This window comes from uncultured Duncaniella sp., assembly GCF_910577345.1.
Classification (GTDB): domain Bacteria; phylum Bacteroidota; class Bacteroidia; order Bacteroidales; family Muribaculaceae; genus Duncaniella.
The window spans coordinates 57,257-69,991 of sequence record NZ_CAJTMT010000001.1; the positions used below are offsets into that span (position 1 = coordinate 57,257).

The following is a 12,735-nucleotide window of genomic DNA, read 5'->3' on the forward strand; positions in this document are numbered from 1 at the left end:
GCCGTCAGACGTTTATTAAACAATAGATCTTTCAGGCAGGTTTGGGATGCCCGTTTTATGACGGCGCTCTTACTCGTCTGCAAAATTATAGGTAATTTATGAGATTTTGGTTAAATTTGCCAAAAAATTAGAACAATCCCATGCTAAAGATTGGAAAATACAATTCACTGCAAGTGTCCCGCAACGTAGATTTCGGGGCGTATCTTGCTGACCGCGACGGAAACGAAGTCCTTCTGCCTGCCCGTTATATCACTGTGCCCCTTCAGCCGGGCAACGAACTTGAAGTGTTCGTCTACAAAGATTCGGAGGACCGTCCCGTCGCCACTACCGAACACCCCTTTGCTGAAGTCGGCGAGTTTGCCTATCTTCAGGTGACGCAGGTCAACAACACCGGCGCATTCCTTGACTGGGGTCTTGTCGGGAAAGAACTCCTTGTCCCTTACAGCGAACAGAAGATGAAACTTTCGAGAGGCATGGTCGTGCTTGTCTATGTCTATCTCGACAATGCAACCCAACGCGTGGTAGCATCCGCCAAAATCGAGAAATTCCTTGGCAACCGCTATCCCGACTATAAACTCGGCGACAAGGTCGAGGCGCTGGTCTACAAGCATACCGAACTTGGCTACAAGGCGATCGTCGACAATCTTTTCCATGGCATGGTCTATGAAAACGAACTCTATAAGCCTCTTGAGATTGGCAAGACGATTCCGGCCTACGTCAAACAGGTCAGGGAGGACGGCAAGATCGACCTCGTGTTGAGCGGAGGGAATGACGGTCGCGTCGATGCTCTGATGGAGCGTATCCTCGACCGGCTCAAAGATCAGCCGGGGTGCTTCCTGCCTATTTCGGATTCGGCTTCACCTGAAACCATACGCGCTACATTCCAGTGTTCGAAGAAAGATTTCAAGAAAGCTATAGGCCATCTGTATCGCGATAGAAAAATCGTCATCACCGACGGAGGCATACGTCTTGCGGAATGATTCGATGCAGCCGCGTTGCCGGATTGAATTGAACAATCAAAACATACGGAGAAATAAAAATGGCAGAATGCGTATTTTTGCATTCTGCCATTTTTTGATGTCTGTGCGCTTTCGCGTTGCCGGTGGAATGAGCGGTCAGGCATTGGACATCTCGTCAAGCTCCATTGATGCGAGTTCCCAAAGCGACATGGCATTTTCGAGTTGCTTCGTCGTCGAAGCGTGACGGTCGTAAATATCTGCCGGAGGATCGCCGGCGGCAATGGTCGCTTCGATGTCGGCTATATCCTGTTCGAGACGTGCAATCTCCGCTTCAGCTTCCTCCACTTTCTTGCGGGCTTTGCGGACGAGCTTCTCACGCTCGCGCTGCTCTGCGTATGTCAGTTTACGGGGCTGTTCGGATGTCGGCGTAGCGGTTGATGATGTCGGGGAGGAGTTGGAAGATTGGGCTTGCTTCTTTGCCGATGCGTCGGGATTCTGACCGTTGACAGGACGGATGGTGTTGCGCTCCAGTTCGGAGAGCGACGCGAGTTTTTTCTTTTCAAGGAATTCGTAAATGCCGCCGAGACATTCCTTGACTTCTCCACCTCCGAATTCGTAGACCTTCTCGACAAGGCCGTCAAGAAACTCTCGGTCGTGGCTGACCACGATGACAGTTCCGTTGAAGTCTTTGATGGCCTGCTTGAGGATGTCCTTCGTTTTCATGTCAAGGTGGTTGGTCGGCTCGTCGAGGATGAGAAGGTTGACCGGTTCGAGAAGAAGGCGGATCATGGCGAGGCGGGTGCGTTCACCCCCCGAAAGAACTTTCACCTTCTTGTCGGATGCTTCTCCGCCAAACATGAATGCGCCGAGGATGTCGCGGATTTTTGTGCGGATGTCACCGACGGCCACTCGGTCAATGGTGTCGAATACGGTGATGTCCTCGTCAAGAAGCGTGGCCTGATTCTGGGCGAAGTATCCTATCTTCACATTGTGGCCGATTTTCAGCGAACCGGTGAAAGGTATCTCGCCCATTATACATTTCACAAGCGTAGACTTTCCTTCGCCGTTCTTTCCGACAAAGGCGACTTTCTCGCCACGCTTGATGGTGAAGGTCGCATGGTCAAACACCTGATGGTCGCCGTAGGCTTTCCCGACATTGTCAGCGATGACGGGATAGTCGCCCGACCGGGGGGCAGGAGGGAATTTTAGGTTCAGATGTGAAGTGTCGACTTCGTCAACTTCGATGCGCTCGATTTTCGCAAGCTGCTTGATGCGGCTTTGCACCTGTACGCTCTTTGTCGCTTTGTAGCGGAAGCGCTCGATGAAGTCCTCTGTTTCCTGAATCATCTTCTGTTGATTCTGATAGGCGCGCATCTGCTGTTCGAGTCGCTCCCGGCGGAGGACGAGATATTTTGAATAGTTGACGGAGTAGTCGTAGATTTTACCAAGTGAAATCTCGATGGTGCGGTTGGTGACATTGTCAATGAAGGCACGGTCGTGGCTGACGAGCACGACGGCGTTGGCCTTTGTGATGAGAAAGTTTTCGAGCCATTGGATGGACTCGATGTCAAGATGGTTCGTTGGCTCGTCGAGAAGCAAAACGTCGGGTCGGCGCAAAAGAATTTTTGCAAGCTCGATTCTCATTCGCCATCCGCCGGAGAATTCCGAAGTCGGGCGGTCGAAGTCCGAACGCAGGAAGCCGAGGCCGAGCAGGGTCTTTTCCATCTCTGCTTCGAAGTTCTCGCTATGCTCCATTGCCAACCGGTCGTTGAGCGAGGTCATCGCTTCAATGAGTTCCTGATAGGCCTCCGATTCGTAGTCGGTGCGAGTGGCGAGCTGATGGTTGATTTCGTCAAGGCGTGCCTTCATTTCGTCGACGTGGCTGAAGGCGCTGCGGACTTCATCAATGACGGTGGAGGTGTCGCTCACGGTGATGTGCTGCGGGAGGTAGCCGACTGTCGTGTCTCTCGGCATGGCGACGCTTCCGGAAGTGGGGTTCTGCAGTCCGGCGATTATTTTGAGCATGGTCGATTTTCCCGCTCCGTTCTTCCCGACGAGGGCTATTTTGTCCTTGGGGTTGATGATGTAGGAAATGTTGTCGAAAAGGCATTTTGCGCTGAACTCGACTTTGAGGCTATTTATAGAAATGCTCATTTTTGACTTATGGAGATGGTTTTGAATTTGCTTTTGTTCGGTCGGTCATGAACCGGCTTGCAAAATTACTCAGAATCTTGCAGACTGCCAAAAGGCCACTGTCCCGCCGGAGTTGAAAACCGGAAGGGCAGTGGCCTTGATAATCTTTAGGAATTTGCTTGGATGCTTTGACCGGATAGTTTTTTATGGTCGGGCAGGAGTGTTTGAGGAGTTCGCTTTGGACGTGGGTGTGATGAGAGGGTATCACCTCATGAATGGATGTCCGTGGTTCGGGTCCGGGATAAATGATTCGTAGGTGCAGTCGTCGTAATATACAACTATACCGGTGACGCGTTTGCCTTTCCCCGTTGTGAGAGTGATGGAATCGGGCTCCGCCGGCTCTTTCTCCGGTTGGATGGGCGACTCGGCCTCCTCGCTTGCTGAAACCGGTTCTGCAGGGCTTGCAAATGTGAAAGTGTTGGCCGAAGTAGTGGCTTGATTTTTTTCTGCTGTCTCCGGCTGCAAGCTTTCATTGAAGTCGAGCGAGAAGTCAATTGGCTGGTCAGTAGGATGTTCCTCCGCGAAAATTTCGTTTTTTGGCTCGTTTTGAGGCTCTGAGATTTCAATATTTGCATTCGTCACCATATTCCCTTCGCCAAACATCAACCATACGATGTTAAGGTCGGGGTAGGCGGTGTGGATTTTGCTGATTATCTCGTCACTCACCTTTTTATTGCGTCCTGCAAGGAGCTGACTTCCTGTGGGGCGGGGTATTGCACACTCATCTGCAAACTGGGTGACGCTGATTTGCCGAGAGTCGAGATAGTGTTTGAGTCTTGAAACAAGGTCCATAATGCAAATTCTTAAAGATTTGGATTTGTAATTCGATTGCAAATGTAATCATTTAATTTTGAAAAACCAAATTTATGTTTGTAAATAAATAGATTGGATTTGGGAATAGATGGAGGAGCATATTGATTTGCAAAAGTAAATAGTAAAAGAGCGATTTTGCAAATATTAACTATGTTGCTAAAGCTTTAGTGTAGATATAATATGCTATCTTTCTATATATTCGGGGTGTTATAATCAAAGTTATAGTTAAGGGTTAAATAATGTGTAATATCGGCGTGATGGAGGGATTTAGTATAAAGTTGTTATTTAAATTAATTTTATGTATGTACTGATAATCAATATTTTATCATAAAACATAAAAAATATTAATGCTATGTTTTGATGTGGAATTAGGAATTGCAATTTATTGTGTTTGCAATCTGTAAAAGCAAATTGTGATGTGGATTTGAGGATGATGGGTGGCAATTCTGAATTTAGATTTGTAGGTTGTAAAGTTGAATTGTAGAATTTACAATTACGAATTGTGAATTATCGGAGATTGAATTTGTAATTGAATATTTGATTTGAATTTGCAAATTGATGTTTTGTAAATGCAACTTATCGGTGGCGATGGTTGTAATTGCAATTGCAAATAGAGAGATTCCGATAAAAATTTGAGTCAAAATGTAAATAATGGCTATTTGAATGCCTTCATCCTCTTGATGTTCATTGATATAACAAGTCATTGGAATAAAAATTTCTTTATCTTAACATAAATTCACTATAAATATTTGGAATTTAAACTTTGTTTCACTTATGAAAGGTTGGTTAACTGAAAAATGGTTTAGAAAGGCGTGTGTTTGTGTAGAATTATTGATTGAAATGCAGGTACGCTTAAATAATGCTGCTATAATGGGCTTTAAATTGGTAAATCGGTGTCCTACCGGACACCATATATACGAGAGCATACATGTCCCGGCACATCTCCGCTTCGCTCCGTATGTGCCGGGTTACGAAAAAAATCAGTGTCCGTAGGACACTACTGTCTATTTTGTTCGTTTGTATCTCTTCGTTATATTTTGTCGGTTTGTATCTCTTTTCATCGCACATAAACGGGATTTTAGGATTGCCTCCGTCCTATTGGTGCTATTGTTGTCTTTATTATCGACGTGCGTGGGTATATAAGAATTATCGACGTGCATGGGTATAAAAAATCTCTGCAATAGTCCGGTCGATATGTCCGGGACGATTGCAGAGATTTTATTTTTAGTGGTTATGCGAGCTTTAATTCTTCGTCAATTTCGCATTTGCGCTGTCGAGATACTGGGTCCACCATGATCCGTTGTAGTACCAATAGCAGAAGCCCGACAATTCAATTGAGCCGTCGCCATTGATGGTGCCAATGACAGGGCTTGTCGGTTCGAAGTTTGTCCAGTCGTTAAGGGCAAAAGTGTACCATCCTGCGTAATCCTGAATAGGAAAAGTAATGGTCCTATTGTTGAGGTCCACATTTGCCGTGAGGGGGCAGTCAGTCCATAGCAGGCCGTCGATAGTAATTGTGGTATTATCAACTTTCTCAATAGTAGCAACCCAATCGTTGTATGAGTAATACGCCCAGTCGCCTGTACTATCATCATAGGAGGAATATGAGATTGTGTTATTATATGTACCGACGAGATCATCAATGTTGAGCTTTGCAGCTTCCCATGTGAAGGTGTCATTGACATAATATTCTCCCCAAAGGTGGTTGATGTTGACAATGCCTGAAGTGGAGTTGCCATCCATATAGGAATATTCGTACCAACGATAGATATTGACTTCCGGATAGTCGCTCAAACCGGTGGGAACTCCGTAGAGCCAGGTGTTGTCGTCATACGTTCCGTTGAGCACTTGGAATGAACCGTCGGCATCACTCTTGTTGATGCTGAAATCGAGGTTATATCCCTCGACGCCATACCATGCCTGAATGGTGTATGAACCGTCGTCGTATGCAACCATGACGGCATCCCAGCTCTTGTTGAGAGAATAGGAATAATAGGTGCCGGTGACCTGCCATGCAATCATGCGTTCAACGCTGAAATCGATTTCTTCAGAGTAGTCTCCATTCTCGAAACCCTCTTCGGTTGTGGTGGCTTTGACGTGGAATTTATAGTCACCTTTTTCAAGTCCGCGGATTGCGATTGAAGTGGAGGTTATGCTTGCCGTGCGTATCACCTCTCCGTCAAGCGAGACCTCGTAGGTGTAGGATTCCGCATGGTCGACGGCCTCCCAACTGAAGGTGTTTGTGCTGCCTGAGGTGGCAAGTGAAACTGTCGGTGTGGCCAGCTTGGTGAGCGGAGCGGTGGTCGCGGTGAGGGTTACGGTGGGAGCCGTTGTGAAATCACTGTTCATCGCTGCAAATGCCCATACATTGAGGGTATAGGTGGTGGCATATTGCAGATCGGTCAGGGTGGCGGTTGTTGCGTTGGTCGTACCGGTCGAAACAACGTTGCCTGACGGGTCAAGGAGCTGATAGCCGTATTGCACGGCATTCTCCACCTTGTCCCATTCAAATGTGAGTGAATTGAATGTCTGTAAGGTCGTGCTTACTGAGGGTGAATTCAATTCCTGAAGCACTGTATCGTCATCGCTGCAGGATGTGAAACCTGCGGCGATGAGGGTGAAGAGTGCAATAGGTAGTATTCTGTTTAATTTCATGATTAGTCTGTTTTGCATGTTTATTCAGTAGCTGCAAATGGATTGTATTTCAGATTGAAATCATACTGCCAGTAACCCCAGGCGTATGAATCATCGGATAACTGAAGGTCAATGGTGTTGCTGCCGTAGCCATAGAGTGTGGAACTGTCATAAATCATGTTTATGCTGCTGAATTCCGTTGTGCCGTAGAAGAGGGCATAGCTCACACCGACAGCATTGGGATTTCCTCCGGGAGTCCATTCCGGCCACGACTCGGTGGCACTGTCGTAGATGTACCAGCTTTGATATGTGTCCTCATATCCCGGATAATAGTCCGCGTATGTTATGAGGTTGGAGGTCGGCATGAACAGAGTCTGGTCAGGGGTATTGGCTGTGAAGGGCATATCCAGACCGGAACCGTAGAAATCGGTTACCTTAAACATGTTGGAGCCTTTGAGATAATACATCTCGCCGGTGGTCGAGGGATACATCTCCGCATTGTTGCCGTCGTAGTAATAATAGGTCACATTGTCGGAAATCAGATCCCAGTCAGATATGATTGCCGAGAGTACCAGAGAGGTGACACCGGGACCGTAAATATCGCTTTCATCGGCAGGGAGTATAAGGGTCACATCCTGAAATGCACCCTGCGGAATGTCGGCACAGCTGATGGAGAACTCTGCGCTTTCCTGTCCGGCTTCGAAATCGACTGTCGCCGGAGCGGTGAAGCCTGCGACGGATGTCGACAGGGTCACCGGCAGAGAGATTGCCGACGCGGTGTTGACACGTTTCACTGTCACCGTCATTTCCCGATCGGCGGCGTCAGAGTCCGAGCTGAATATGAAATTATAAGTGCTTTGAGGCGGGAAATAGGCACTCACGCCGATTTCCGTGTCCTGTGGCCCGGGGGTCCAATCCGAGGAGTCGGAACATGAGGCCATGACAATTCCGGCAGCCAAGGTCGCAAGGACTATATTGAATTTTAATTTCATGATTGATGTAAACTTTTTAAGTTTATGGTTTTATTACTGAAAGTTCGCCTATTCTTCCCAGAGACTGTAGTACGGGCCGTGAGACGGATCCGGATTGAGGAGGATTGCAGAGTTGTAGTCCCTTTCAAGTTCCGGGAGACACATGGTGGTCCAGGGTGCGACGGCATTGGGAAGCGAATTGTAGCGGTAGAGCGTGGGCCAGTTGGTTCCGGTGTAGCCTCTCAGAATCTGGCGTTCGAGTCGGCGGTAGTCCCAAAGGATAAGGCCCTCACCCCAGAATTCGATACGTTTCTGAGTGAATACATCGTCAATGAATCCATAGAGACCGGCACCGGTGCTCTTGTATGATCCATCCTTGTAGCGGTAGGTGTTCATGAAAGTTTCGAGGAGCTGGCGGCCTGCAGCATCGCCGTAGGCACGGCCTGTGGCTTCAGCTTCGATAAAATACATTTCCTCCACGCGCATCAAGGGAATGCTGACCGCATTTCCTGTAGTGGATGCGTTGCGGTCTCCGCCATTGGGGTGGAACTTCATTCCGCAATAAGCGTTGTAGTTCTTCCACTCGTTGAAGCCCATGGAGGTTCCGCGCGCATACTTGGTGTTGAACGCATTCTCATCGGCTACGTCGCCCGGGGCAATCCATGTGGTTTTACGCCAGTCGGCATCGGGGATTTCCTTGAAGAGATTCACGTCGATCATGCGGTAGGCATTGTAGTCGGAAGACGCGACTCCGTATGTGGCCTCTGGACACATGTAGGAGACGAACGACTGCCAGGTGTAGGAGGTGGCAAGTTCATTGTCAGTCGTGATGATGATTGCCCACATCCATGCAGCGTTGACGCTGTTGAATCCTGTTGTCGGGTCGAACCACTGGGTCTCGGTCACGGGGGAGTAGCCTTGATTGATGGCAAGACGTGCGTAGGTGGCAGCGTTCATGAAACATTCCTTGGCATCGCTAACTCCGAATTGAGTGTAGGGAATGTCATTGTCATTCTCGTGTGAGATTGCTGTTGCGAGATCTTGCGGATGAAGGTCGAAACGAGTGCCGAGATAGAGCCACAGGCGGGCCTTGAGACCGTAGATGACACCGAGGTCAGCTTCGGATTTGGAAGCAAGTGCGGTCTGTCCCTTCATATAGGTCTCTGCGCGGTTGAGGTCATCAAGAATGAATCTGTACATCTTATAGAATGGCGCGCGGGGATTATTTCGGGCTTCTGCCTCAGTCGTCTTTTCAGTGACGATGGGCACTGTCAGTCCTATCACACCGGCTGCTTCAGCTTCCTGGTCGAGCGCGGAAATTCCGGTGTTCTGATACTCATACCAACGGGCCATGTCGAGATATGTCGAGGCGCGGTAGGCAAGAGCGTCAGCGGCATAGACATAGTCTTCTTCATTATCATCGTTGATTGCTGCAATCACAAGATTCGTCTTCTGGATAAGGGCATAGTAGCGCTCCCAGAAGAAGTATTGTGAAGCGTAGGTCGATCCCAGGGTGGTTGTCAGGCCGACATAGCTGTAGTAGTCGTAGGCAGGGTCATAAATAGGGAAATCGCAAGTCATGGCATCACGGTAGATTCCACACGCTGCCATGCCGATGTCGTATGTATAGATACCGTAAACGTAGGTCATGTAGGCCGACACTGCGCTTGACAATCCGCTCTTGTCGGCGTTGTTGACCTGGTCCTGCGTCACGCCGTTTGTCGGAGTGAATTCATCCAGACACGAAGTCAAAGCCGGGGCGACAGCCAAAGCCAGCATCATATATTTGATATGTTTGTTCATCTATATGGATTTTAAAATTAACGGATGATTGTTAGAATTCTACGGACAGACCGCCGGAGAGTGTGCGCATCGGGAACGAATAGCCGGAGTCGGAATTATAATTGCCGTAGAGGGTGCCCATGCGGGGGTCGAATCCCTGTCGCTTGGTCCAGTAGTAGACGTTCTCAGCCTGACAGTAAATTCTGAGTTTCGACATGCCTATTTTTCTCACGAGGACATCGGGGAGAGTGTAGCCGAGGTTGATGCTGCGGAGGCCAAGGTAGCTCGCATCCGTGAGGAAACGGTCTGAGGAAGAACAGGTGTACTGGTCGTTGTACTGGAAGCGGGGTATATTTGAATCGGGATTTTCAGGAGACCATGAATTGAACACGTCGCGATGGAGCTGCTTGCCGGTAAGAGTGCTGTAGGGAGGAGTCATGAGAGCGGCGTATGTGCTGTCATACTTCTTTCCTCCGATAGAGTAGTTGAACTGCGCGCTGAGATCGAAACCGAAAGCTTTGACGGTTGTGTTGAATCCACCGAATACGGTCGGGAGAGCTGTTCCGCAGAGGTAGCGGTCGGCTGTTTCGTAGTTGGTGGTTGCCTCCATTTCGCCTGTTGTCGAGTTCGTGCGGTAGAAGAGAGATTCGCCGTTCTCGTTCAGGCCTGCAAAGCGGGGGAGATACCAGGTGTTGACCGGAAGACCTTCACCATAGAAGAGGTCGCCGTCCTGATAGCCTCCGTAACCGCCAACTTCGAGAAGTCGCTTGTCAAGAGGCAGTTTTGTGACGCGGTTCTTTTCCCAGGTAAGATTCATACCTACGCTCCAGGTGATGTCGCGCGAGGTGATGATGTCGGCATTGAGCTCAAGTTCGATACCTGTGTTGCGCATGTCGCCGATATTGTCGTAGTAACCGGAATAGCCGAGTGACGGAGGAGTGGAGAACCACATGAGCATGTCGCGGGTGTTACGGTTGTAGAATTCAAGACCACCGTTGAGGCGGCTGTTGAACAGCTCGAATTCGAGACCGGCATTGAGGCTGCTGACGGTTTCCCAAGTAATGTTTTCGTTGCCCTTGGCATTGAATACGAAGGCGACATTACCGTTTGAGCTGGAGATGTTGTAGGTGTTGACATATCGGAAGCTGCCGATACCGTCGTTGCCCTGTTCACCGTAGGAAAGTTTCACCTTAATCATGTTGAGCCACCAGTTTTTCGGGAACCATTCTTCCTTGCTCATGATCCATGCGCCGCCAACCGACCAGAAGTTGCCCCAGCGGTGATCGGGATGGAAGTTGGAAGAACCGTCGCGACGGAAAGAACCCGATGCGAAGTAGCGGCTTTCATAGTCATACTGTGCGCGGAGGAAATAACCTTCGACGTTGTAGTCGCTGACATCACTGCCCATGCCGGCATCAATGATGGCCCCGTCAAGTTCCTTGTTTGTGGGGAAAATGGCCATTTTGTTGCGTGAGCCGTAAAGCGAGGTCTGCGAATTGCGGGAATATTCATGGCCGAGGAGGACATCAATCGAATGGGCTCCGATGTTTTTGCTGTAGTTGAGGAGCTGCTGATAGTTGCTGTCGATTGTGCGATAGTGGGACACGCTTGTGGAACCACCGGTCGACTGGGTGAATCCATAGTATGGATTATAAGCGGTGTTGATGCGGTTTTCAGTCACATAAACGCTTGCGTTTGCTGTGAAGTGGAAGTCGTTGAGGAAATCGAATGTCGCGTAGCCCTGCATGTTGAATGCATTGCTGACGTTGCGGCTCTGGTCGAGAAGGTCCTCCTGGATGTAGTTGCCGCTGGCATCCACCGGACGCACGAGACCGGCATTGTCACCGTTGCCGTAGTCATACATTCTACCTCTTGAATCGCGCATGATGTTGCCGTTCATGTCGCGGATGAAGAGGGGATAGATTGGAGCGACATCAGTGAGTGTGTTGAACACTTTGCCCATGGCGTTGGTCGTGGTGTGGTTGAAGGCTGAGCTCATGCCGACACGGAGGAAGGGGAAAGCGGTATAGTCGGCTTTCAGGCGGGCGGTGTAGCGCTCGATGTCGTTGTTGTAGGCGATGCCTTCTTCGTCAAGGTAGCCGAGGCTGCCGTAGAAGGTGAACTTGTCATTGCCACCTGAAAGATTCAGGTTGTACTCCTGACGGAAACCGGTGCGCAGACCTGCGTCTGTCCAATCGTCGGGATAGAGGGTGTAGATCTGATCTCCGTAGGCCACACGATTGCCGAGAGTGGCATTGGGGTTGATTTTGCCGTTCTCTCCGATGAGGAGCTGATTCTGCGGAACGCTGTAGACCATGTAGCCGAGACCTCCTTCGGTGTAGGGAGCGCCGAGGGTATTGTTGGCATTGATGTGGGCGAGAGCCATATTCTGGCCACGGTCATTGACATAATAGTTCTTGAGTGCGAGATAGTGGGCTTCATAATATTCACCAGCATTGTCGATGATATCATATTTGACGCGGCCGTCGGTGTTCGCACCCCATTTTGCGTTGAAGGAGACTTTGGTTTTTCCGCGCTCCGCACTTTTTGAGGTGATGAGGATGACACCGTTGGCACCGCGCGCACCGTAGAGTGCGTTGGATGCGGCATCCTTAAGCACGGTGATGTTGGCAATGTCGGCAGGGTTGATGTCGTTCCAATATCCGTTGTAGGGGAGGCCGTCGAGCACAATGAGCGGGGCGGTGGATGCGTTGAGCGAGCCGATGCCACGGATTGTGATGGCCGGGTCGGAATTGAATGAGTTTGTCTCAAGCATGTTGAGACCCGACACAGTTCCGTTGAGGGCCTGGATAGGGTTGGTCACCTGCTGACGCATGATCTCATCGGCTGAAACGACTGAGGCTGATCCGGTGAAGGCCTCCCTTTTCTGCTTGCCGAAGGCCACAACGATAACCTCGTCCATCATCTCGGAGGAGACGTTGAGATAGATTTTCACGTCAGGCTTGATGGGTACGATCGCAGTTTCATAACCGATGTATGAAACTTCAAGATTTTTGTCGGACGCTTTGAGATCCGTAAGCGTAAACTTTCCGTCAGCATCGGTGGCTGTGGCGTTCATGGTCCCTTGGACCCTGACGGTAGCACCGATGATCGGTTGGTCGTCACCTGCGGATAACACTTGTCCCGACACGCGCGTGAGTTGCGCGTAAGCATTCCCGGCGATGGCCGTCAGGAATACTAAAATCAGCATAATTTTTCTCATAGAACAAGAATAGTGAATAATATAAATTTGATTGTCTCTTTTCTAACTATAGACATGTCACGGCGGCCATCGCGGCTTCGCGTGAAGCATGTTTAATATTGCAAATATAGCAAAACATTTATTAAATCGTGGATAAATTCTAATAAAAATGGCGAAATTT

Annotated in this window: 7 protein-coding genes; 1 reads left to right on the plus strand and 6 read right to left on the minus strand. The window is 49.3% G+C overall.

The annotated features are described in order from the left end of the window. The first annotated feature begins 140 nt into the window (after window positions 1–140). On the plus strand, window positions 141–980 hold the full coding sequence (locus tag QZ310_RS00260) for a S1-like domain-containing RNA-binding protein (protein ID WP_297069127.1): 840 nt from the start codon (window positions 141–143) through the stop codon (window positions 978–980). A 135-nt stretch (window positions 981–1,115) separates the two neighbouring features. Here QZ310_RS00260 and QZ310_RS00265 read toward each other — a convergent pair whose 3' ends face one another. The 6 genes from QZ310_RS00265 to QZ310_RS00290 form a co-directional block, all read right to left on the minus strand. Next, complete coding sequence (locus tag QZ310_RS00265; RefSeq protein WP_297069129.1) at window positions 1,116–3,113, minus strand: ABC-F family ATP-binding cassette domain-containing protein; 1,998 nt, start codon at window positions 3,111–3,113, stop codon at window positions 1,116–1,118. A gap of 243 nt (window positions 3,114–3,356) precedes the next feature. Further along, window positions 3,357–3,944 (minus strand): hypothetical protein, encoded by a 588-nt coding sequence (locus tag QZ310_RS00270; protein ID WP_297069131.1) that lies wholly within the window; start codon window positions 3,942–3,944, stop codon window positions 3,357–3,359. A gap of 1,263 nt (window positions 3,945–5,207) precedes the next feature. Beyond that, window positions 5,208–6,620 carry a hypothetical protein gene (locus QZ310_RS00275; protein ID WP_297069133.1) on the minus strand — a complete coding sequence of 471 codons (1,413 nt, stop codon included), beginning with the start codon at window positions 6,618–6,620 and terminating at the stop codon, window positions 5,208–5,210. Window positions 6,621–6,640: 20 nt separating this feature from the next. After that, window positions 6,641–7,591, minus strand: coding sequence for a hypothetical protein (locus tag QZ310_RS00280; RefSeq protein ID WP_297069135.1), 951 nt, complete (start codon window positions 7,589–7,591; stop codon window positions 6,641–6,643). A gap of 48 nt (window positions 7,592–7,639) precedes the next feature. Then, complete coding sequence (locus QZ310_RS00285) at window positions 7,640–9,373, minus strand: RagB/SusD family nutrient uptake outer membrane protein (protein WP_297069137.1); 1,734 nt, start codon at window positions 9,371–9,373, stop codon at window positions 7,640–7,642. Window positions 9,374–9,404: 31 nt separating this feature from the next. Next, complete coding sequence (locus QZ310_RS00290; RefSeq protein ID WP_297069139.1) at window positions 9,405–12,563, minus strand: SusC/RagA family TonB-linked outer membrane protein; 3,159 nt, start codon at window positions 12,561–12,563, stop codon at window positions 9,405–9,407. Window positions 12,564–12,735 lie beyond the last annotated feature (172 nt).

Coding starts and splice junctions, on each gene's coding strand:
- QZ310_RS00260 (WP_297069127.1), top strand. CDS start 141: ATGCTAAAGATTGGAAAATACAATTCACTGCAAGTGTCCCGCAACGTA.
- QZ310_RS00265 (WP_297069129.1), bottom strand. CDS start 3,113: ATGAGCATTTCTATAAATAGCCTCAAAGTCGAGTTCAGCGCAAAATGC.
- QZ310_RS00270 (WP_297069131.1), bottom strand. CDS start 3,944: ATGGACCTTGTTTCAAGACTCAAACACTATCTCGACTCTCGGCAAATC.
- QZ310_RS00275 (WP_297069133.1), bottom strand. CDS start 6,620: ATGAAATTAAACAGAATACTACCTATTGCACTCTTCACCCTCATCGCC.
- QZ310_RS00280 (WP_297069135.1), bottom strand. CDS start 7,591: ATGAAATTAAAATTCAATATAGTCCTTGCGACCTTGGCTGCCGGAATT.
- QZ310_RS00285 (WP_297069137.1), bottom strand. CDS start 9,373: ATGAACAAACATATCAAATATATGATGCTGGCTTTGGCTGTCGCCCCG.
- QZ310_RS00290 (WP_297069139.1), bottom strand. CDS start 12,563: ATGCTGATTTTAGTATTCCTGACGGCCATCGCCGGGAATGCTTACGCG.